The 22127-nt window shown below is 59.6% G+C and carries 18 protein-coding genes; 15 read left to right on the top strand and 3 right to left on the bottom strand.

What is annotated here, in order from left to right:
• Positions 1 to 19 precede the first annotated feature (19 nt).
• From RIN49_RS26515 to RIN49_RS26495, 5 genes are all read left to right on the top strand, one after another.
• Positions 20 to 457, top strand: coding sequence for a MarR family winged helix-turn-helix transcriptional regulator (locus RIN49_RS26515; protein WP_309123132.1), 438 nt, complete (start codon positions 20 to 22; stop codon positions 455 to 457).
• A gap of 78 nt (positions 458 to 535) precedes the next feature.
• Positions 536 to 2761 carry an ABC transporter ATP-binding protein gene (locus RIN49_RS26510; RefSeq protein WP_309123131.1) on the top strand — a complete coding sequence of 742 codons (2226 nt, stop codon included), beginning with the start codon at positions 536 to 538 and terminating at the stop codon, positions 2759 to 2761.
• Entirely contained in the window at positions 2758 to 4632 is a 1875-nt protein-coding gene (locus RIN49_RS26505) for an ABC transporter ATP-binding protein (protein ID WP_309123130.1), read from the top strand. Before RIN49_RS26510 ends, RIN49_RS26505 begins: the two co-directional genes overlap by 4 nt.
• 194 nt (positions 4633 to 4826) lie before the next feature.
• Positions 4827 to 4952 (top strand): hypothetical protein, encoded by a 126-nt coding sequence (locus RIN49_RS26500; RefSeq protein ID WP_309123129.1) that lies wholly within the window; start codon positions 4827 to 4829, stop codon positions 4950 to 4952.
• A complete protein-coding gene (locus tag RIN49_RS26495; protein WP_309123128.1) occupies positions 4949 to 5584 on the top strand; it encodes a hypothetical protein in 636 nt (211 codons plus the stop codon). Before RIN49_RS26500 ends, RIN49_RS26495 begins: the two co-directional genes overlap by 4 nt.
• 63 nt (positions 5585 to 5647) lie before the next feature.
• On the opposite strand, the gene RIN49_RS26490 is transcribed toward RIN49_RS26495, so the two are convergent.
• Positions 5648 to 6301, bottom strand: a complete 654-nt coding sequence (locus tag RIN49_RS26490; RefSeq protein ID WP_309123127.1) for a PspA/IM30 family protein — start codon at positions 6299 to 6301, stop codon at positions 5648 to 5650.
• Positions 6302 to 6303: 2 nt separating this feature from the next.
• On the bottom strand, positions 6304 to 6840 hold the full coding sequence (locus RIN49_RS26485) for a hypothetical protein (RefSeq protein ID WP_309123126.1): 537 nt from the start codon (positions 6838 to 6840) through the stop codon (positions 6304 to 6306).
• A 314-nt stretch (positions 6841 to 7154) separates the two neighbouring features.
• On the opposite strand from RIN49_RS26485, the gene RIN49_RS26480 reads away from it, so the two are divergent.
• Entirely contained in the window at positions 7155 to 8243 is a 1089-nt protein-coding gene (locus RIN49_RS26480; protein WP_309123125.1) for an amidohydrolase family protein, read from the top strand.
• Complete coding sequence (locus tag RIN49_RS26475) at positions 8236 to 8619, top strand: Rieske (2Fe-2S) protein (RefSeq protein ID WP_309123124.1); 384 nt, start codon at positions 8236 to 8238, stop codon at positions 8617 to 8619. Before RIN49_RS26480 ends, RIN49_RS26475 begins: the two co-directional genes overlap by 8 nt.
• A 45-nt stretch (positions 8620 to 8664) precedes the next feature.
• Here the strand turns inward: RIN49_RS26475 and RIN49_RS26470 are convergent, their stop codons facing one another.
• Positions 8665 to 9495: a hypothetical protein gene (locus RIN49_RS26470; protein WP_309123123.1), complete on the bottom strand. Its 831-nt coding sequence runs from the start codon at positions 9493 to 9495 to the stop codon at positions 8665 to 8667.
• Positions 9496 to 9771: 276 nt separating this feature from the next.
• Between RIN49_RS26470 and RIN49_RS26465 the strand changes: the two genes are divergently transcribed.
• From RIN49_RS26465 to RIN49_RS26430, 8 genes are all read left to right on the top strand, one after another.
• Positions 9772 to 10689 (top strand): ABC transporter permease, encoded by a 918-nt coding sequence (locus RIN49_RS26465; protein WP_309123122.1) that lies wholly within the window; start codon positions 9772 to 9774, stop codon positions 10687 to 10689.
• Positions 10690 to 10704: 15 nt separating this feature from the next.
• On the top strand, positions 10705 to 11589 hold the full coding sequence (locus tag RIN49_RS26460; protein ID WP_309123121.1) for a carbohydrate ABC transporter permease: 885 nt from the start codon (positions 10705 to 10707) through the stop codon (positions 11587 to 11589).
• 120 nt (positions 11590 to 11709) lie between these two features.
• Positions 11710 to 13248 (top strand): ABC transporter substrate-binding protein, encoded by a 1539-nt coding sequence (locus tag RIN49_RS26455; RefSeq protein ID WP_309123120.1) that lies wholly within the window; start codon positions 11710 to 11712, stop codon positions 13246 to 13248.
• 104 nt (positions 13249 to 13352) lie between these two features.
• Positions 13353 to 14339: a hydroxyacid dehydrogenase gene (locus RIN49_RS26450; RefSeq protein WP_309123119.1), complete on the top strand. Its 987-nt coding sequence runs from the start codon at positions 13353 to 13355 to the stop codon at positions 14337 to 14339.
• Between the two features lie 44 nt (positions 14340 to 14383).
• Positions 14384 to 16279, top strand: coding sequence for an alpha-galactosidase (locus tag RIN49_RS26445; protein ID WP_309123118.1), 1896 nt, complete (start codon positions 14384 to 14386; stop codon positions 16277 to 16279).
• A gap of 33 nt (positions 16280 to 16312) precedes the next feature.
• A complete protein-coding gene (locus RIN49_RS26440; RefSeq protein ID WP_309123117.1) occupies positions 16313 to 19780 on the top strand; it encodes a right-handed parallel beta-helix repeat-containing protein in 3468 nt (1155 codons plus the stop codon).
• A 74-nt stretch (positions 19781 to 19854) separates the two neighbouring features.
• On the top strand, positions 19855 to 20808 hold the full coding sequence (locus RIN49_RS26435; RefSeq protein WP_309123116.1) for a carbon-nitrogen hydrolase family protein: 954 nt from the start codon (positions 19855 to 19857) through the stop codon (positions 20806 to 20808).
• Between the two features lie 18 nt (positions 20809 to 20826).
• A complete protein-coding gene (locus tag RIN49_RS26430; RefSeq protein ID WP_309123115.1) occupies positions 20827 to 22110 on the top strand; it encodes an enolase C-terminal domain-like protein in 1284 nt (427 codons plus the stop codon).
• Positions 22111 to 22127: the final 17 nt, after the last annotated feature.

The following is a 22127-nucleotide window of genomic DNA, read 5'->3' as shown; positions in this document are numbered from 1 at the left end:
AGAGGGAGAGGTGGTGCCGATGAAGCCGCCTAAAGCGATCGGCTTCGAGTTAAAGACGCTGGCGAACTTAATCAAAAGAAATTTAGACGAATGCTTCTCGGAAGATGCCGGGGAAGACGGATTGACAGGCATGCAAGGCTGGATCATCGGATACGTGGTCGCATGCGCGGACCGCGCGGTGTTTCAACGAGATCTCGAGAAGCAATTCAACATCCGCCGCGCGACGGTTACCGGCATGCTGCAGGGGATGGAGCGCAACGGTCTCATCGTTCGCGAGCCGGTAGCGTACGATGCAAGATTGAAGAAGATTACGCTGACGCCGAAAGCGCGCGAAATTCATGAGAAGAACGTGCAACGATTTATCGATTTCGAAACGAAGCTGCGCAACGGGCTAAGCGAAGAGGAGATCGCGTCGTTCTTCGCGATCGCAGAGAAGCTGAAGAAAAACCTGGAATGAGGTTTTCGCGTTCATATAGTTAGGTTCCTAACTGTAAGGGCCTGAACAAATATTCGTCAAAGACAGAGGGAGTGTCTTATGAAACTCGTATTTCGCTACTTGAAGCCGTTCGCGGCCGCGCTGACGGTTAGCATCGTCTTCCTGTTCGTACAAGTGTTGTGCGACTTAGGGCTGCCGAGACTGATGAGCGATATGGTCGACACCGGCATTCAGGCCGGCGGCATCGAGCAGGGAGCGCCGGAGGCGATCAGCGCCGAAGGGGTCGATTTGTTGAAGATGTTCCTGAGCGAGCGGGAGGCGGAAACGCTGGCGAACGGCTATGCGCCGGCGCCGGCGGGAGAGGACGAAGCGATCGCGGAACGGTTTCCGGCCGCAGGTACCCAAGACGTCTACCGGCTGGAGGAGCGGGACGGCGAACGGGCCGAAGCCGTAGACGATGTCTACACCCGGGCGGCCTATGCGCTAGCGCTTACGATGCAAGGCATGCAACAGGGTTCGCAGCCGGATGCCGCCGCCGGGCAAGGCGGTACGGCAAGTCTCGAGCCGTCGCAGCTGTACGCAATGGCGCCGATGTTCGCGGAGCTGAAAGCTTCCGGCGGACTCGACGCGTATATCGCCGCCGCGGCGGGCGACGAGTCGATGGCCGGCTCGCAGATCGCAGTTACGTTCACCCGCCTGTTTTACGGCGAGCTGGGCGTCGATCTGAAGCAATTCCAGCGCGACTACATCGTCGGCATCGGGCTGAAGATGCTCGGCGTGGCGCTGCTCGGCGGCGTCGCCGCGATCGTCGTCGGCTGGTACGCCTCGAAGATCGGCACGTCGGTCGCGATGCGGATGCGCCGCGACGTGTTCGAGAAGGTCGGCCGGTTCTCGAACGCGGAGTACGACAAATTCTCGACCGCGTCGCTGATTACCCGTACCACGAACGACGTGCAGCAAATCCAGACGCTGATCTTAATGGGCATCCGCCTGCTGCTGTTCGCGCCGATCATGGGCGTCGGGGGCATCATCCTCGCGATCCGCAGCAGCGCGTCGATGAGCTGGATCATCGCGGTCGCGGTCATCGCGATCGTCGGCATCCTTCTTATCATGTTCGCTTTGGCGGTACCGAAATTTAAGACGCTGCAGAAGCTTATCGACAAGCTGAACCTGGTCAGTCGGGAAAACCTGTCCGGCATGATGGTCATCCGCGCGTTCGGGAACGAACGGTACGAGGAAGGGCGGTTCGAGCAGGCGAACGATAACCTGCGGAGAACGAACCGGTTCGTCCAGCGGACGATGGCGTTCCTGTTCCCGGCGATGACGCTCGTCATGAACCTGATCACGTTGCTCGTGATCTGGGTCGGGGCGCATCAAATCGCGGCGTCGGAGCTGCAGATCGGCAATATGATGGCGTTCATGCAATACGCGATGCAAATCATCATGTCGTTCTTGTTCATGTCGATGATGTTTCTGATGGTGCCGCGGGCGATCGCTTCGGCCGAGCGGATTCAAGAGGTGCTGAACACGGAGTTGACGATTCGGGAGCCGGCAGATGCGAAGACGTTCGAGCGCGGCGATGGGGTGACGGTCGTGTTCGACCGCGTATCGTTCCGGTACGGGAACGCCGAAGAGGCCGTCCTCGAAGACATCAGCTTTACGGCGAAGCCGGGGCAGACGACGGCGTTCATCGGCACGACGGGGGCCGGGAAGTCGACGCTCGTCCATCTCGTTCCCCGCTTCTACGACGTGACGGCGGGGCGGATTACGATGAACGGCATCGACATCCGAGAGCTGTCCCAGAGGGAGCTGCGGGAGACGATCGGGTACGTGCCGCAGAAGGGGATTCTGTTCACGGGCGATATCGCTTCGAACGTTCGGTACGGGTACGAGACGGCGGACGAAGCGGAGGTGCGGGAGGCGCTGGAGGTCGCGCAGGCGAGCGGATTTATCGAGAACATGGAGCAGGGCGTCGCCTCGCCCATCTCGCAAGGCGGCACGAACGTCAGCGGCGGCCAACGGCAGCGGCTCTCCATCGCGCGGGCGCTCATTCGGAAGGCGCCGGTGTACATTTTCGACGACAGCTTCTCGGCCTTGGATTTGAAGACGGACGCGGCGCTGCGCAGAGCGCTGAAGCGATTCACGTCCAACGCGACCGTCCTCGTCGTGGCGCAGCGGGTGAGCACGATCAAGAACGCGGAGCAAATCATCGTGCTCGACCACGGGCGCATCGTCGGCAAGGGCACGCACGAAGAGCTGCTCGAGAGTTGCCCGACGTACCGGGACATCGCCGAGTCGCAGCTGACGAAGGAGGAACTGGCATGAGCGAACGGAAACCGAAACGAGGCCGGCCGTCGGGGCCGGGAGGTCCGGCAGGAGGTCCGCCCGGCATGGGGCGGCCCGAGAAGGCGAAGGACTTCAAGGGCGGCATGAAGAAGCTGCTCGCGTACCTGGCGCCCTTCCGCTGGAAGCTCATCGCCGTGGCGTTCCTCGCCATCGGCGCTACGATATTTACGATCGTTGGGCCGAAGATTCTCGCCATGGCGACCGACGAGCTCGCGGACGGCATCGCCAGTATGATGCGGGGCGAGGCGAGCGGCATCGACTTCGGCTTGATCGGGACGATCGCGATGACGTTAGTCGGTTTGTACCTGCTCGGCACCGCGTTCGGGTACGTCCAAGGGCATGTCATGGCCGACGTCGCGACGAAGATTTCGTATAATCTTCGGAACGCCATTATGAGCAAGCTCAATCGCATGCCGCTCGGCTACTTCCATCGGAATAGCCAAGGCGACGTACTGTCCCGCATTACGAACGACGTCGATACGATGGAGCAGACGCTCAGCCAGAGCATTACGCAGCTGCTCTCGTCGCTGGCGATGGTCGTCGGCGTCTTGGCGATGATGTTGACGATCAGCTGGCAGCTGACGCTCATCGCCGTCGTGATGGTGCCGGTGTCGCTGTTTTTCGTTATTGCGTTGGTGGGGGTGTCGCAGAAGCACTTCCGCAATCAGCAGCAATATCTCGGCAAGGTGAACGGACAGGTGGAAGAGATCTACGGCGGTCACATCGTCATGAAGGCGTTCAACGGCGAGAAGAAGGCGCTGGCTTTATTCGACGCGGAGAACGAGAAGCTGGCGGAGAGCGCGAAGAAGGCCGAGTTTTTCTCCGGGCTCATGATGCCGGTCATGATGTTCGTAGGTAACCTCGGGTACGTCGTGATTTGTATCGTGGGCGCGTCCATGGCGGCGAACGGCAGAGTGAGCATTGGCGATATCCAAGCGTTCATCCAATACGTGCGGAACTTCACGCATCCGATCACGCAGATCGCGAACTTGTCGAGCCAGCTCCAGCGGATGGTCGCCGCTTCGGAGCGAGTGTTCGAATTTCTGAACGAGACCGAGGAAGCGGAAGGCAAGGTCGTCGCGGTCGCGAACGAAGCGGCGCTTCGAGGACATATCCGGTTCGAGCATGCGAAGTTCGGTTACGAGCCGGAGAAGCCGATCATTAAGGACTTCACGTTGGACGTGAAGCCGGGGCAGCGCGTCGCGATCGTCGGGCCGACCGGCGCTGGGAAGACGACGATCGTGAAGCTGTTGATGCGATTCCACGAGCTCGACGGCGGCGCGATTATGATCGACGGCCACGACCTGACGGACTTCGCGCGGCAGGACATTCGAAGCAAGTTCGGCATGGTGCTGCAGGATACCTGGCTGTTCAACGGCACGATCATGGAAAATATTCGGTACGGCCGACTGGACGCGTCCGACGAGGAGGTCGTCGAAGCGGCCAAGGAGGCGCAGGTCGATCCCTTCGTGCGCAACCTGCCTGACGGCTATCGGATGGAGTTGAATGAGGAGACGAGCAACGTCTCGCAGGGGCAGAAGCAGCTGCTTACGATCGCGCGGGCGATTCTGGCCGATCCGCGGGTGCTCATACTGGACGAGGCGACGAGCTCCGTCGATACGCGGACGGAAGTGTTGATCCAGAAGGCGATGGATCGCTTGATGCAGGGGCGCACCAGCTTCATCATCGCGCATCGACTGTCGACGATCCGGAACGCGGATCTCATTCTGTGCATGAATGAAGGGGATATCGTCGAGCAAGGAACGCACGAGGAATTGATGAAGAAGAGTGGGTTCTACGCGAATCTGTATAACAGCCAATTCGAGCACCCGGAATTGGTTGCGGGATAAGTCGAGTTCAAGGGGAGGCCGCCGAGCGCATCGGCGGCCTCTTCGTTGTGGCTTCGCGAGAAGCCTGGGCGCCGCCGAAATGGTGTCAAAAGTTGAGCAGTTCGCGATAAGGGTGTCAAATTTTGAGCAGTTATACGGGGGCGAGGCCTGGTAACGGCGAATGAAGCGGTGTTTCCCAGAAAGAAAAACCCAAAATGTGGTATTATAGGAAGCGGAAACCCGAAGAGCGAGTGCGGACGATCGGCGCAAGCGGAAACACGATGTCCTTCGGCGTGGAAATCGTCGCGAACGGGGAACGGAAGGAAGTGTTTACGGAATGAACCCCCATCTTCGGATCGTCTCGGTATCGGCGTTATTTTTACTACTCTTCTTGTCGGTCGGTTGCGGGCAGGCCCCCGAAGAGGATGGGAGCATCGCTTATGTTTCTGCGAATCCAGGCTCGGAGTACGAAAAGACTTTCAAAGATCTGCATCTTGGCCTCTTGTACGATTTCAACTTCAGGCAAACGCAAGCGGATCGAACATGGGTGACGTTGTGGGTCGAAGGGTACCGCGACGGAAAACCGACGGAACCTTCCCGATTGATCGAACTTTCGTACGGGTGGAGCCCGGAGTCTGACGTGGAAGGCTCCCTAGGCTTCGGCATCATCAACAATCAGCGGGACGTTCCTTCTTTCTTCTTATTTTCGGCCGGGGCATCGATACAGCCGCATCCGGTAGACGCCCTGTTTGATTGGAACAAGCCGGGGGGAAGCACTTGGGGATATGCCATCGGGGACGAAGAAGCGGGCTTGGCATCCGGGGAAACCAAAATCCTAGGCGTCTACAGGAAGGTAGAGCATTCGCTTCGCACCTATGACTATCAGGATCCGGATGCCGTCGCCCGAATGATTCGCGAGGATCAGACGGTGCTTCTCCTCAAAATAAAAGTAGAGATCGGCGGTCGTCCATAATATGAAATCCGCAGCAGGAAGACCGCCGGTGGCACTTCTCCTCCGGCGGTCTCTTCCGCATGATTACTTGTTTTTCGCGGCCTTCAGCCTCTCCAGCTCCGCCCGAACCTCGTCCCGACGCTCCCATTGCTTCAACGGATCGAGCGCCGCGGACAGCTGTCGGGACGCGTTCGCTCCGGCCTCCATCCGCCACACCTTCGCTTCCATCCGAGAGACGTTCCGCACGATCTCGTCGGTACGGAACGAAGGCGCGGCCGAAGCGGCCGCTCCAACGGCTTGCGCCGCGTGGGCGCGGATCAGAAGCGCCTCCAGCTTCGTCGTCAGCTCTCGATGCAGCTGAGCCAATCGGGTCAGCTCGGTCTTCAATGCCTCGAGCCGGTCCCGAACCGCGGCTTGCTGCTCCTCGTATCCGGCAAGCAGCCTGCTTTGCTGCAGCTTGTCCTCCAGCGCCAGCTCCGCGATCGCGTCGTCCTCTTTGTCCACGGCGAGTTCCGCCTGCCGCGAACGCTTCGCGATGGTATCTCTCGTCTGAACGATCAAGAGACCGTAGTTTTGCTCCGCTGCAAGCTGCCGAGCCATCGCTTCGCGAGCGTTCTCCATCTCTTCCTCGATTTCCCGGATGTATTGCTTCACCATGGCGACCGGGTCCTCGAATCGGTCCAGCACGCCGTGAAGGTCAGCCGCCGCGATTTGTTTGATCCTCTTGAACATCCCCATTGTCAATGTTCCTCCTTATGTTGTTTTCGTTCCCATTCGTCAAGCAACGTTCCGCGGTCGACCGCGACGTCCGGAACGACGAAAGGTCCGGGGTATACGTATGGCGGCGCCGGCTTGTCCGGCTTCCGCGTCGCGAACCAGAACGCGGCGAGAAGCAAAGCCGCGGCCCACCAAGGCGAGAGTAGACTGATCGCTCCGAGGACGGCTAGACAAGCGCCCGCCCATTTCAAAAATCCAGTCGCCTTCGCCCATAACGCGATCGCGGCCGCCGTGACGCCAAGCTTCAAGAACGTAGCGCACAACTCCCACCCTGCCCAAGGCGGCGCAGCGCCATGCGCAAGCGGTCCCGCTCCTCCGCGGAAGCCGCCGGGTCCGGCATGGCCGAAGCCGCCGCCGCCGCGAATTCCGTGTCCGTGCGCGGAGCCCGCGCCGAAGGATGCGGCGTTCCATGCGACATGCAGCAGCTTCCAAGCGATGAGCGACAACAGGAGCAGGACGGCGCCGGCGATGATCCAGCGAATCGATCCCGTTCGTTTCAAATACCTTCACCTCCTCTTCATGAAACCAGTGTAATCCTCGTCCCTGAATTCAACTTGAATGAAGGTTGAACGTTCGCTGAAAAAAGGTGATGCCGAGAGTAGAGGAAGGCGAGCAGCCGAAAACAGATGAGGAACCGGTTATAGAGTGCCGGTCCCGGGACAGCATGGGGGATGACTTTCGCGCGCGAAAAAAAGTAAAGATCGGACAACGAAAAGTAGAGAATGGAGAATGCAGATTTGGCAGCGCTTACGATATGCTTATAACAGCATCGAAGCGAGACGCGTACACATCAACGTCAAGGAGGTTGTAGCCATTGCTGAACGGAATGGTCGTCGTCGATTCGGACGTGCACAATGCAATGAACTCCAAATACGACATCTTGCCTTATCTCCCCAAGGCATGGCATGAGGAATGGCTCGAGATGGGGATGGGCATTCCCAGACAGTATTATTCGGTCGTCGGCGGCGCGCGGAAGGACGCGAACCCGGACTCGGGAGGCGGCCCGGGCAGCGACCCGGACTTCATGATCCGCCACTTGATCGAACCGAACGGCATCGATTACGCGATCTTGACGTCCGGCATCGAAATTTCGTTATACCCCGATCCGGACTATGCCAACGCCTTAGCCAGCGCATGGAACGACTGGACGGTCGAGCATTGGCTGAATCGGAGTCCGGCGTTCCGAGGCTCGATCGCGATCAACAATACCGATCCGCAGGCGTCCGCGCGAGAGATCGATCGCATGGGCTCTCATCCCGGCATGGTGCAGGTGATCATGAGCAGCGCTTCGCGCATGCTGTACGGGCAGCGATTTTATCACCCCATTTACGAAGCCGCGGAGCGGAACGGCCTGCCGGTCGCCATTCACCCCGGCGGCGAAGGCCGGGGCATCGCGCCGTCGCCGACCAATGCCGGCTACCCGACGCGGTACTTCGAATGGCATAACGTGCTGCCCGTCAGCTACATCGGGCATCTGAACAGCATCATTTGCGAGGGCGTCTTCGAGAAGTTCCCGAAGTTGAAGTTCGTCGCGATCGAGGGCGGCATCTCTTGGCTGCCGGCGATGATGTGGCGGATGGACAAAAACTACAAGGCGCTCCGTTCCTCGGTGCCGTGGCTGAAGAAGCATCCGTCGGAGTACATCGCGGAACACGTCTTCTTGACGACGCAGCCGATCGAGGAGCCGAAGGATCATAAGCATCTGCTGCAAATCTTCGACATGATCGGCGCGGAGCGGTGCGTCATGTTTTCCACCGACTACCCGCACTGGGATTATGACAACCCGCTGATGGCGCTGCCGCCGATGCCGAAGGAGCTGAAGCGCCGCATTATGGGAGAAACCGCGATGGAACTGTACGGCTTATCCCGCCCGGCGGAGACGGGAGGGGAGGCCTATGACTGAGAAGGAGAAGGTGTACGCGGCCGATGCGGAGGCCGTTCGCGGCGAGGGCCGAACGATCGTCGCGGTGAACGGGATGGAGATCGGGATTTTCTACGTAGACGGCCGATTTTACGCGTATCGCAATATGTGTCCGCATGCGGGCGCTCCGGTCTGCGTCGGTCACGTGACCGATACGAGGCTGCCGTCGCAGGTGTACGAGTATCAAGTCGGCTTGGAGGGACAGGTGCTTCGGTGCCCTTGGCACGGCTGGGAATTCGATCTAAAGAACGGACGCCATTTGGCGGACGAGAGCATCCGCTTGCGGAGCTTCGAGGTCGTGGAAGAAGAAGGCCGGTTGTATTTGACGATGGGTTCGAGGAAGAAGAGCGCCCCGTAGATCGGACAACATGAAACATGACGCGATATGGGTCGCGTCATGTTTTTATTCGATCCCGGATTCGATCCCGACGATCCGCTGTTTGCGCCCGTTCAAGGAGATGCGGATGTCGGTCGGTTCCACATCGTCTTCGCGGAACCGGACGACCACATGTTCCTTCGACAAGGAAGAGCTCTCCGAATAGTCCACCAGCACTTTGTCGCCTTGATGCTCGACGGTAACGTCCGAAGGAAGACGCCAGCCACGGATTTGGATGGTATGGACCCTTCCGTTCCTGTGCGTTTCGACCGAATGGATCGACGCCCCTTTTTCGAAAGCAAGCCCCCCGTAACGTTTCCCGCCGATGAAGATCGAATAGGGGATTTTTTTGGCGCCCGTCGTCATGCCGCTGAATTCCGTAATGGCGTGAAGACTGCGGATTGCGTTCGTAAACCTCTCATCCAACTGCGCCGGCTTCATCCGGTCCCCGATCGCCCAGTATAGTATCAGGACATTCCGTTTTTCATACATGCGCGGAACGATCATGTTATACGCTTCCGCTTGTCGACGGAAGTCCTCGACTCCTTCTTCGCGGTGTCCGGCGGAATCGAAAATATAAATCGATGCTTCCTCTTCCGGGGCGGTCCGCTCCCTGGCGCTGCCGACGGCGTACAGCAGCGGTTCCACGCCCGCGAGGACCCAATCTTTCCGAGGAGGCAAGGAAACGAAGGCGATTCCTTTGCCTTGCATCGCTTCCTCCACGTTCGCCTGATCGTAATTCATGTTCACCCTTGCGTGTAGGTCGTTCGAAGCGACGGGGGAGCGGTTCGGAACAGCCGTACAGGCGATCGCGACGGAAAACAGCATGAATACCAAAACGACTTTGACGATTCTCATCCTCGTTTAATGCCCCCTTCTTTCGAGATACATTCCTAACGCAACGGAAGCGTCATCGGTTGCGGTACCGGAACACGACCGCCGAGGCACGCGAGGCACGATCGAAGCGTAACCTCCGTTACGTCTCCCCAATCCTAAGCCGGAGTTAGAAAAATACAGATCCTCCACTTGAAACGGAGACAAAAGTACAGTTTTTTCACTACCCGCGAGGATGATTTCTAGCTATCGTGGAGTCAAACAGGCACACCACGGCCGGAGCTGGGAGGAATACGCAGCATGCAGCGTTCGAAGACAGTGCGTTTTTTCGGCAGGAACATCGAGTTGTTTACCCTCTCGTTTCCTTCCATCCTTTACATTTTCGTAATGGCGTATCTTCCGATGTTCGGCGTCATCATCGCGTTCAAAAATTACGTGTACGACAAGGGCATTCTCGGGAGCGAATGGATCGGTTTCAAAAACTTCGAGTTTCTGTTCGCGAGCGAGACCGCGTTCCGCATTACCCGCAACACGGTGCTCTACAACCTCGGGTACATGTTGCTTACGACGGTCGCCGCCTTGGCGGTAGCGATTCTGCTTAACGAAATTTCCAAGAAATGGCTGAAGTTGTACCAAACGTCGATGATCCTGCCTTACTTCTTATCGTGGGTCGTGATGAGCTACATCGTCATGGCGTTCCTCGATCATCAGAACGGATTCATCAATAACTGGCTGGAGGCGGCCGGGCTCGAGAAGATCAAGTGGTATTTCGAGGCGAAATACTGGCCTTACATTCTGAATTTGGTTCATCTGTGGAAGGCGATCGGATTTTCGGCGCTGGTGTATTATGCCGGCATTCTCGGCATCGACGGCGAGCTGTACGAAGCCGCGAAGATCGACGGGGCGAAGCGCTGGCAGCTGATCACGAACATTACGCTTCCGCAGCTGACGCCGTTGATCATCATCTTGTTGATCCTCGGCATCGGGAGCATGTTCCGCGGGGACTTCGGTCTGCACTACTTCGTTCCGAACAATAACGGCATGACGTACGCGACGACGGACATTATCGACACGTACATCTACCGCGCGCTCAGCGAAATCGGCGACGTCAGCATGGCTTCGGCGGTCGGCCTCTACCAATCGTTCGTCGGCTTCGTTCTGGTCGTGACGGCGAACTTCATCGTTCGGAAAATAAACGAAGACAACTCGTTGTTCTAGGAAGGAGAGAAGCAAGTGCGTACCAACCGTTGGTTTTCGCTCGCGATCCATGCCGTATTCGTCGCGATTACGATTTCGATGCTCGTCCCCTTCGCCTTGGTCATTATGATTTCGTTATCCGACGAGCAATCGATTCTGCACAATGGGTTCCAGCTGATCCCGGAAATCGTCACGACCTCGGCGTACGAGTATTTTCTGAAGACGCCGGACACGATTCTAAGGGCTTATGGCGTTACGATCACGGTCAGCGTCGTCGGCACCGTCATCTCCTTGGTGCTCACTTCGATCTTGGGGTACACCTTGTCGAGGAAAGACTACGGGCTGAATCGAATCACGTCGTTCTACGTATTCTTCACGATGCTGTTCAACGGGGGACTCGTCCCGTTTTACATCCTGATGACCCAGTATCTGCAGCTGAAGGATACGATCTGGGCGTTGATCGTGCCGGGCCTGCTCAGTCCGTTCTACGTACTCATTATGAAGGGATTCATGTCCAAGATACCGACCGAAATTATCGAGTCGGCGAAGGTGGAGGGGGCCCGGGAGTGGCGGATTTACCTCCAGCTGATCCTGCCGCTCTCGAAGCCGGCGCTCGCGACTCTCGGGTTGTTCATCATGTTTAACTATTGGAACGAGTGGTTCAACGCGATGCTCTTCATCAACACGCAAGACCTCGTGCCGCTGCAGCTGCTGCTCGTGCGAACGATGAATACGCTCGACTTCATTACGTCGCGTCCCGAGTTCGCCACCGCGATGGTGTCGTTCGATATGTCGCAGTTCCCGAAGACGTCGGCCAAGTTCGCGGTCGTCGTGTTGTCGGCCGGGCCGATGCTGCTCGTCTTTCCGTTCTTCCAACGCTTCTTCGTGAAGGGCTTGACGATCGGCGCGATCAAGGGATAACGAAACTAGGGCAATCGATAACGTATGAAACGCGGGAAGGACGGTGAACGGAAACACAGCGTGTCATACTTTACTTTCTATAAAACTCATTCACAATGAATTCTAAGGAGGGTTTTTTCGATGAAACAGGCGATCGAGAAGAAAAAGAAAGCAACCTGGTCGATGATGCTCGCGCTTTGCACGGCGCTCGCGGCGGGACTCGCCGGGTGCTCGGGTTCGACGACGGGTACGACGGACACGCCGGCCGACAAGCCGGCCGACGCGGCCGCCCCCGCCGATGACGAGCTGCCTGCCGCGCCGGAGCTGGAGCCGGTCGAGCTCACCTGGTATTATCCTCAGAACCAAGCGCATGTCGATCAAGCGCTGGTGAACGAAGCCGTCAATAAAATTACGAAAGAAAAAATCAACGCGACGATTAAGCTCATGCCGATCGACTTCGGGACGTATGAGCAGAAATTGAACACGATCGTCGCGTCCAACGAAGCGATCGACATCATTTGGACGTCGGGCTGGTTGTTCTCCTTCCCTAACAATCAGAGGAAAGGCGTATTCCAGCCTCTGGACGAACTTCTGGAAAAATACGGTCCGAATTTGTACGATTCGATGGAGGAGAAGTTCTGGAACGACGCGAAGATCGACGGTCAGATTTACGCGGTGCCGAACTACCAAATTTCCGCCAGCCGCGCGGGTTTGGTGCTGCAAAAGCGGTTCGTGGACAAATACAACCTCGATCTGAGCACGATCAAGAAAATGGAAGACATCGAGCCGTTCCTGAAGCAAATCAAAGAAAACGAGCCGGGCATCGTCCCGTTCGGCACGACGAGAGGCTTCTACACCGCTTTCATCTACGGCATCGACCCGAAGGTGGCGGTGTACAAGAACGATCCGACGCACACCGTGCTGCCGGAAGTGACGAAGGAAAAGCGGGAAAACTTCAAGCTGGCACACTCCTGGTATTCCCAAGGCCTGATCAACGAGGACGCGGCGACGCTGAAGTCCGCCGCAGACGCCTACAACAAAGGAAATACGGCGGTTTGGTTCGACTTCACGGGCAAGCCGGGCTCCGAGGTGGAGTTCAGCGCGGCGATCGGCGGCGAGGAGGTCGTTCTCCATCCGCTCGCGAAGGCGGTATTCACCGGCGCGGGCAGCACGATGAACGCGATCAGCCGTACGTCCAAAAATCCGGAGCGCGCGATGATGTTCCTCGAGCTCGTCAACACGGATAAAGAGCTGTATAACTTGCTCGTATACGGCATCGAAGGCAAGCACTACGAGAAGACGACGGGCAACTTCATTAAGACCAATCCGGAGTCGGGGTACTTCACGAACACGGACTGGGTATTCGGCAACATTCGCAACGAATACCTGCCGGAGGGCGCGCCCGCGGACAAATTGGAGCAGACGGCTGCGATCAATGCGGAGGCGGAAGTATCGCCGTACAACGGCTTCGTGTTCAACACCGACCCCGTAAAGACGGAAACCGCGAATGTGAAGGCCGTCAACGACGAATATTACGCCGCGCTCGCGACCGGCACGCTCGATCCGGAACAGTATTTGCCGATTTACGAAGAGAAGCTGGAGAAGGCCGGCGCCGAAGTCATCAGGGCCGAAACGCAGAAGCAGCTGAACGAGTGGTTGGCGGCGAACGGCAAGAAGTAATTTGTCGCCGGGATAAGCGACGGGCAGCGAAAATGAATCCAGAGGGCGGGAATCGATCGGACATCCGATCGATTCCCCTTCTCTTTCGGGGAGGACGAAAGAGCGTGAAAATCGCGGTTTTGCAGAGGAAGGACGTTCGAGAAAAGGTATTCGGCGCGCATCATCTCGCGTTATTGCGCGAATGGGGGGACGTCGCGCTGAACGAAGGAAGCGCGAATCCGACCGAGGAGGAAGCGCGCTCGCTCATCGCCGGCGCGGACGTCGCGATCACGTCGTGGGGATGCGGGCCGCTCACGGAGCGGGTGCTGGACGCCGCGCCGAACTTGAAGCTGGTGCTCCATGCGGCGGGCACGGTGAAGCCGATCGTCACGGACGCGTTGTGGAGCCGAGGCGTCAGGGTATCCAACGCGACGGAAGCGCTCGGCAAGGGCGTCGCCGAGACGGCGCTCGGCTTTACGATCGTATCCTTGAAGGATATGTGGCGCCTCGGCCGCGAGACGCGCGAGGGCGGCTGGGACCCCGGCACTCGCGTGCGGGAAGTATACGGACTCACGGTCGGCGTCGTCGGCGCCGGGCGGGCGGGTTCTCATTATATTAAGTTGATGCGAAATTTCGACGTGCGGATCGTCCTGTACGACCCGTTCGTCAGCGCGGAGCGGGCCGAAGCGATGGGGGCCGAGAAGGCCGAGCTGGAGACGCTGCTGCGGGAGAGCGACGTCGTCTCGATCCATCTGCCGTCGCTGCCGGAGACGTACCATATGTTCGACGCGGCGCGGCTCGCGATGATGAAGGACGACTGCGTCCTGATTAATACGGCAAGGGGTTCCGTCATCGACGAGGACGCGTTGATCGCCGAACTGAGCAAGGGCAGACTGTACGCTTGCTTGGACGTTACCGAACCGGAGCCGCCGGCGGAGGATCATCCGTTCCGAAGGCTGCCGAACGTGACGTTGACGCCGCATATCGCTGGCGCCGTCAACAACGGGATGGGGCGAATCGCGCAAGCGGTCGTGGACGACTTGAAAGCGTATACTGAGGGCCGGCCTTTGTCCGGCGAAGTGCGTGCGGAGCAGATGCATCTGCTCGCGTAACGCGAAAATTACGTAGGTTCATGAGGAACGGAGGGCTGTCAGTCATGCAGCATCTTGATGAGATTCGATTCGAACGGGCCTCGGTGCAGGTCGCGTTCGACGGCGGGACGTACGCAGGGGAAACCGCCGACGCCGCCGAGGAGCGGCCCGACGGGAGCCGCTCCTGGCGATGGTCCGGATTGACGTTGTCCCTTACGGTCGGCCAAGGCGGAACCCGGACCGTAACGGTACACAACGACGGCGGGAAGGACATTCGGCTGACGTCGATCAGTCTGGAGTGGCGCCCGGTCCGGGGAGGGCCGAATCTGGATGCGAGGGAATACGTGCAGCTGCATCACCCCGCGACGTTCGAGGGGCTGGCGGGCGTACGCCCGCTCCACCGCCCGAACGATTGGGCGGACCCCACGGAAGAATCGGGGATGGTCACCGTGCTGTCACGACGGAATCCCGGAGAAGCGGTGCTGCTCGGCGCGCTTCCCCCGTACGGCGATTGCTTCGTCGGCTTTCCGATTCTGCATGAGTACCCGCATCGGGACGGCGGTTTCGGGATCGCGGCGCGTCTAAGCGTTCCTCGCCGTCTCGCGGCGGGCGAGTCGCTCGCGCTGGCGCACTTGGTCGCGCTGCACGGGACGGACGGCGTCGCGCTGCTCGACCGGTACGCGTCGCTGCTAAGGGACCGGCTGCCTTCTTCGCTCTTCCCCGAGCGGCGCATGACCGGATGGAACTCCTGGGACTACTACGCCGGGGCCGTCGCGGAGGACGATCTCGTCGTCAACGCGAGAGCGGCGCGCGACCGGTGGGGAGCCGGGGCGCTCGATTATATCGTGATCGACGAAGGCTACGAGCGCCAATGGGGCGTCTGGGAAGCGGGGTGGAAGTTCCCTAGCGGATTGAAGGAGTTTTGCGATCGGATTCGCGAAACCGGGTCCGAGCCCGGCATCTGGACGGCGCCGCTGCTCGTCAACGTCTATACGCCCTTATACCGGGACCACCCGGATTGGTTCGTCGGCGACGCGGAAGGAAATCCGTACGTGGTCAGCATGGGGTATGGCTCCATGGTCCTGCTCGACATTACGCATCCGGACGTCCGCGCGCATCTGCGCTCGGTATTCGCGGAACTGCGGGCGGCCGGCTTTACGTACTTCAAGTGCGATTTCGCCCAGTATCTGATGGGCGCCTCCCGATTCGTCCGCGACGACGTCACGCCCGCGGGGATGATTCGCGAGCTGTTCCTGCTCATTCGCGAGACGATCGGGGAAGACGCGTATTTGCTCGCATGCGGCGCGCCGTTCGAATCGGTCGTCGGCATCGCGAACGCCCATCGGACGACCGGCGATACGCATCACTATTGGAGCCACATTCGTCAAAACATCCGCTCGATGCTGGCGCGTTGGTGGATGCAAGGATCGGTCGGCAACGCCGACCCCGACTTCGCGATCGTTCGATGCGAGAGCACGACGGAGGACCGCAAACTTAGCCGGCGCCTGGCGAAGTCGCCGTGGAGGAGAGGCGGGAATTTCTACACGGGTCGGGAAATGAACGAGGAGGAAGCGAAGACGCTGCTTCTAGCTTGTTACGCGGGCGGCGGCGATCTGGTGTTCAGCGACGCGCTGCCTCTGCTCAATGATCGCGGGCTCACGCTGCTGGACGCCATGCTTCAGGAGCCGGTCGAACGGGGCGTTCCGCTGAACCTGTTCGCCTGGGACGGGGACGATGTGCCGATCGTCGAGGCGCAAGGGAAGGGACGCAAGCTCCTCGTCTTGTTCAATCTGAGCGACGACTATCGGAGCACGAGGCTGCCGGCGCCTTACGCCGGGCTGAAGGGAGCTCATGAAGAGTTCTGGACTCGGGAGCGTGTTCCCATGCTGGAAGGAGGTGACATCGTCATGGGCCCCCATTCCGCCAAGGCATGGTGGGTAGCATCGGAAAGCGAGACATAAAGGCACGACCCCCATTTCGAAGGAGGCCGGTTTATGTACGCAAAGACGAAGCTTCGACACGGACTTATCTTAGGTATGGTTTTCGCGCTTTCGCTCGGAACGTTGTCGTTCCAGGCTCCGCCCGCGCAGGCCGCGGGCACGACGTATTACGTGTCCAAGGCGAGCAACGCCAACGACGCGAACAACGGCTCGGCGCAGGCGCCGTTCCGCACGATTCAGAAGTGCGCGAACGTCGCGCTGCCCGGGGATACGTGCATCGTCTCCGGCGGCATCTACCGGGAGACGATCGCGCCGGCGAACAGCGGGACGGCCGGCAATCCGATTTCGTTCAAGGCCGCGCCGAACGAAACCGTCGTCGTCAGCGGCGCCGAACCGATCACGACCGCTTGGTCGTCGGCGAACATCCCGGGCTATCCGGGCATCTACCGGACGACGTATTCCGGGAGCCCGCAAATCGACGCGACGCAGCGGCAATTCTTTATCGTTCCTAAAGACTCGAGCGGCATTCATATGACGGGCACGCCTACCTTGCTATGGGAGGCGAGGTGGCCGAACTTGCCGGATGAAGCCATCTATAACTTGCCCGGTCTCGAGCAAGGGATGGCGTACATGAAGTCCGGCACCACGCAGACGATGTCCGGCGACACCGTCGTCAATCATAAGATCGTAGATTACGAGTTGCCGACGAACGTCAATTGGACCGGCGCGACGATCTGGGCTCGCGGCGGCGACGCCTACACCGGCCAAACGAGCACGGTCACAGCGTTCGATGCGGCGACGCGCACGCTGACGATGCCGACCTTTACGGGCGACCACGATTATTACTGGCTAAGGCAAGGAAATCCGTATTTCCTGAGCGGCGTGCTCGGCGCGTTGGACGCGAAGAGCGAATGGTACGCGGACGGGACGCACTTATACTTATGGAGTCCTAGCGAAACGACGCCAGTCCAGATCGAGGCTAAGGCGCGCCAAACCGCCTTCGACCTGCAGGGGAAGTCGCATATTCATATTTCCGGCATCGACGTGTTCGCGGCGAACGTGCTCATGAATACGAAGGCCGGCGTTCCGTCCGAGTACAACGTAGTGAACGACATGACGGCGAATTACGTGTACTTCTCCGACTTCAACCAAGGCACTTCGATGGAGCATCAGCGCGAGCGCGGCATCAACATCGCCGGCAATCATAACGAAATCAAGAACAGCACGATCGCGTATTCGTCCGGCACGCTGATTCATATCGCGGGGAACGACAACCGGGTGGTCAACAACCGGATCCACGACGGGACGTATATGGCTTCGTCCGACGCGTTGATCCGCTTGTCGAGCGGCAGCCGCAACCTGATCAGCCATAACGAAATTCGCGATTCCGGGCGCACCAACATCCTCATCACCCAAGGCAGCGGCGAGATCGCCTATAACGATATCTATTGGGGAATGAGGCTGTCCCGGGACGGCGGCTTGATTTATAGCTGGGGCAGCGATATGAACAATACCGAAATTCATCACAACTGGATTCACGACAGCAAGGGCAACGGCACGAGCGTAGGCGTCTACTTGGATAATTTCGCGGATAACGCGATTGTGCATCACAATGTCATCTTCAACAACGATACAGGCATTCAGTTGGGAGGCCCGGGAAATTTCCGGCTGATCTACAATAACACGATCGTCGATAACGATAAAAGCATCGGATATCATTGGACGGGTGCGTATCCGGACGAAAATTACGGGACGCGCATCTTCAATAATATTATGACGGATAAGGCGTTCTCCTTGGAGGCGGACCGCAAGTTGTTCCTAAATACTGTGACTCATGGGTACAACGTCGTCTCGGGGGCCGGATTGACGTTCGGCGCGAATTACGTTCCGCAGGCGGGATCTACCGCGATCGATGCGGGGGCGAAGCTCCCCGGCATTACCGATAAGTACTCGCTTGGAGGCAACGCTCCGGACGCAGGCGCTTACGAGTCGGGCGGCGGCGGCAACAGCGGGAACTGGATCCCTTCCGTTAACTTTATGAACCCGCCGAATCCGGTATACGCCGCGGTCGACACGCCTTATATGAATCTCATCCGGAACGGCGGCTTCGAACGAGGCATCGGCGCCTCGAACCACTGGCTGCCGTGGGAATCGACCGCGACGACGGTCAGGTGGGAGACCTCCAATACTTACACGAAGTCGACCGGGCCATGGTTGGAACGGGGACTCAGTTCGAAATTGCGGCTCGGGGATCCAAACAGTACGTCCTCCGGCTCGGCGAAGGGAGACGGCGTCGAACAGGCGGTCGCCGGACTGAAACCGAACACGAGCTACAAACTCACGGCCTGGGTGCATAACGAACCGTCGACGGAGACGGTGCATCTCGGCATCGAAAATTACTACTATGCGTCGGTGCCGCCGAAACTGTCGATTCCGTCGACCGCCGAGACGTATACGCGCGAGGAACTTTCGTTCACGACCGGGTCGCTCGCGGCGCCGGACGGATCGACGATCCCGACTCGTGTGCAACTATTCAAAAACAAGTCTTACGCGAACCATTTCTCTTACGTGGACAACGTGGGCTTGATCGAAGCGACGCCGTTCGCGTCCGGCTTAAACGACGAAACGAAGCTCAAGGAAGTGAAATTCCCGGCGCAGACGACCGCGAAGACCGCGGGCCAGACCGGTACGCTAACGTTGTCCGGCACGCTGCAGAACGGGGCGGGCGCGAGCTTCCCGAGCGGCTCGGTAGTATTTACGTCCGCCGACCCGAGCGTCGTACAGATCAATAGCGCGAACGGCGCAACGGTATCGTATACGGCGATGGGACCGGGCCAAACGACGATCGCGGCGGTCGCGACGATCGGCGGCGTCAAGAAGGGCGTCTACCACGTCGTCACCGTCTATCCGGTCGGAACGCCGGCGACGACGGAATACATGGCGAAGGCGTACGGCTCGAACGCGAGCGGATTCGCGACGTTAAGTAACGGAGCGTACACGCTCATCGGCAAGGGCGTCGCGATTACCGGCTCGTCGGACGACTTCGTATTTCTAAACAAATCCGTACCCAATTCGAATGCGCCTACGTCGACGCTGATGCTGAAGGCGAACATCGAGTTCAGTTATATGGACCCCGGGACGATCGGATTGATGCTGCGGGAGCAGGACTCCGCCTCCTCCAAGCATGTTCAGTTCCGCATGGACGGCATCGGCGACTATCCGCGGTTCGATTACAGAGGCCAGACGGCGGGCGCTACGACCACCACGGGCAACAATTTCAAGACGGGCGTCGAGCAAATTCCGGGCGTTACCGGGAAGCGCGCGCTGCCGATTATGCTCGTCAAGACGGGGACCAACGTGAAGGCCTATTATTTAGACGATTCCAAGTACATCTTGTTCGACGAGACGACCGTCAGCTTTACCGGCGCCAATCTGCTTGTCGGCGTCGCGATGCGCACCGGCTCCGGGAAGCCCGAAGCGAAAGCCGTCATTACCGACTTGACGGTGACGCGGAACTACTAAGACGCACCGCGCGTACACCCTTCGGCGGACCGAGGGGTGTACGTATCCTTTTCCCACTGTTAGGAGGTTCCGAAATGGCCAATTACGTGACGATCGCTTGCGTCGGGCCGAGGCCGTTCCGCATCGAAGCGGACGTGCCGCCCGAAGCGGCGCTGGAGCGCATGATCATACATTGGAAGCATCATTTGGACAGCGCGCTGCCCGACCGGCCGGACTTGATCGTCTTGCCGGAGGCGTGCGACCGCCCCGACGCGACGGCGTACCCGTTGGAACGGCGCCTCGCGTATTACCGCGCGCGGGGCGATCGATTCCGGGATATGCTCGCGGACGTCGCCAAGCGGCATCGCTGCTACATCGCCTACCCGTCGCATACGGAGGCCGAAGACGGCAGCTGGCGAAACTCCATGCAGCTGATCGATCGGGAGGGGCTCGTCATGGGGGCGTACATCAAGAATTATTTGGTGCCCGATGAATTCTCGAAGACGAATATTTTGTACGGGGCGGACGCCGCCGTGTTCGAGTGCGACTTCGGCAGAGTCGGCGCGGCGATCTGCTTCGATCTGAACTTCGACGAGCTGCGGCTGCGCTACGCGAAGGAGAAGCTCGACCTCATCGTCTTCCCTTCCATGTATCATGGCGGCGCGATGCAGGGCTACTGGGCGTATTCGTGCAGGGCGTATTTCGCGGGAGCGATCGCGGGGCTGCCCTGCACGGTGGTGACGCCGCTCGGCGAGACCGCGGCGCATAGCACGAACTACTATCCGTTCGTCACCGCGCGGATCAATTTGGATTACGCGGTGCTGCATATCGACGAGAACGGGGCGCACTTCCGCGACATCAAACAAAAATACGGACCGAAAATCAAAATCCACGATCCCGGATACCTCGGCTGCGTGTTGATGACGAGCGAGACCGAGGAATGCACCGTCGACGACGTGATCGCGGAGTTCGGCTTGGAGCGGATGGACGATTACTTCCGGCGGGCGGAAGCCGAGCGGCTTCGGCCGGGTCGGATGGTCTCGGAATAACGAAGGAGGACGGCAGCCATGATTACGATCAAAAACGCGAAGCTTGCGGTGAAGCGGGAGCCGCTGCTCGCGCCGTTCGGGTTCAAGGGCGGCTTCGTGGACGAACTGTGGCAGACGATCGTCGCCATGGAGGACGAGGAGGGGCGCATCGGAGAAGGACTGTCCGTCCAGAGCGTCCTATGGTCCGATCCGCAGGTGTACGCCGAGTGGGGGCACGAGCGAGGCAATGCTTTCATGAGGGACATCGCGCTGCATGCGCTGTCGGCGCTCGCAGGCGTTCGCTATGAAACCCCTCTCGACTTGTTGGACGCGCTAACGGGCTCCGCTCGCGCGTACGCCGCCCGGCAGTGGACCGAGAAGCCGCTTCGGGGAACCTTCGCGCTTAACGCGCTGGTCGCTGCGGATCATGCCGCCTGGGCGCTGCTTAGCCGGCGGCGTCCGGGCGCGCGGTTCGCCGAGCTGATTCCGGAGTCGTACCGCGTCGGTTTGACCTGGCGCCACGAACGGATCGCTTCGGCGCCGGTCGTCTCGTACGGGATGACCGATGCCGACATCGAGACGCTGCTGGACGACGGATCCTTCGTGCTGAAGATCAAGCTGGGCTCCGATCCGGACGCGGACGGCGATCCGGAGAAGATGCTGGCGTGGGACATCGAGCGGCTTCGCGCGGTCCACCGCCTCGCCGGCGAGCGGGAATGCCCCTACACGGCGAACGGGTCCATCGCCTATTACCTCGATATTAACGGCCGATACGGCACGAAGGAGCAGCTGTGGCGGTTGGTCGAAGCGGCGGACCGCATGGGAGCGCTCGAGCGCATCCTGCTCCTCGAGGAACCGTTCCCCGAGGAGGTGCGGGAGAGCGTCGCCGACATTCCGGTGCGCGTCGTCGCCGACGAGAGCGTGCACGGGGAGGAAGACGCGCTGGAGCGCATCCGGCTGGGGTACGGGGCGTTCGCGCTAAAGCCCGTCGCGAAGACGATGAGCCTGAGCCTGAAGATCGCGAAGCTGGCCGTCGAACGGGGCATCCCGTGCTTCTGCGCGGATTTGACCGGAAGCCCGGTCATGGTCGACTGGAACAAAAATTTGGCCGCCTTGCTGCCGCCGCCGCCCGGCTTGACCATGGGTCTCATCGAGACGAACGGCAGGCAAAATTATCGCGAGTGGGAAGCGATGAAGCGCAGGCATCCGGCGCCGGACGGCGGCTGGATCCCGGAGGAACGCGGCATCTTCCGCCTCGGGCCCGACTTCTACGAACAGAGCGGAGGCGTGTTCGCTCTCGGCGACATTCGGCCTGTCCCCTGAGGGACGGCCGTGTTAAA

This window comes from Paenibacillus sp. (assembly GCF_031177825.1).
Lineage (GTDB): Bacteria > Bacillota > Bacilli > Paenibacillales > YIM-B00363 > Paenibacillus_AE.
This window is presented reverse-complemented; position numbering and strand designations above follow the sequence as displayed.

Bases quoted from the DNA above. Each gene is read 5' to 3' on its own strand.
- RIN49_RS26500 (WP_309123129.1), top strand. From the start codon at position 4,827: ATGTGGTATTATAGGAAGCGGAAACCCGAAGAGCGAGTGCGGACGATC.
- RIN49_RS26510 (WP_309123131.1), top strand. From the start codon at position 536: ATGAAACTCGTATTTCGCTACTTGAAGCCGTTCGCGGCCGCGCTGACG.
- RIN49_RS26470 (WP_309123123.1), bottom strand. From the start codon at position 9,495: ATGAGAATCGTCAAAGTCGTTTTGGTATTCATGCTGTTTTCCGTCGCG.
- RIN49_RS26465 (WP_309123122.1), top strand. From the start codon at position 9,772: ATGCAGCGTTCGAAGACAGTGCGTTTTTTCGGCAGGAACATCGAGTTG.
- RIN49_RS26495 (WP_309123128.1), top strand. From the start codon at position 4,949: ATGAACCCCCATCTTCGGATCGTCTCGGTATCGGCGTTATTTTTACTA.
- RIN49_RS26445 (WP_309123118.1), top strand. From the start codon at position 14,384: ATGCAGCATCTTGATGAGATTCGATTCGAACGGGCCTCGGTGCAGGTC.
- RIN49_RS26440 (WP_309123117.1), top strand. From the start codon at position 16,313: ATGTACGCAAAGACGAAGCTTCGACACGGACTTATCTTAGGTATGGTT.
- RIN49_RS26505 (WP_309123130.1), top strand. From the start codon at position 2,758: ATGAGCGAACGGAAACCGAAACGAGGCCGGCCGTCGGGGCCGGGAGGT.
- RIN49_RS26475 (WP_309123124.1), top strand. From the start codon at position 8,236: ATGACTGAGAAGGAGAAGGTGTACGCGGCCGATGCGGAGGCCGTTCGC.
- RIN49_RS26455 (WP_309123120.1), top strand. From the start codon at position 11,710: ATGAAACAGGCGATCGAGAAGAAAAAGAAAGCAACCTGGTCGATGATG.
- RIN49_RS26435 (WP_309123116.1), top strand. From the start codon at position 19,855: ATGGCCAATTACGTGACGATCGCTTGCGTCGGGCCGAGGCCGTTCCGC.
- RIN49_RS26490 (WP_309123127.1), bottom strand. From the start codon at position 6,301: ATGGGGATGTTCAAGAGGATCAAACAAATCGCGGCGGCTGACCTTCAC.
- RIN49_RS26430 (WP_309123115.1), top strand. From the start codon at position 20,827: ATGATTACGATCAAAAACGCGAAGCTTGCGGTGAAGCGGGAGCCGCTG.
- RIN49_RS26515 (WP_309123132.1), top strand. From the start codon at position 20: ATGAAGCCGCCTAAAGCGATCGGCTTCGAGTTAAAGACGCTGGCGAAC.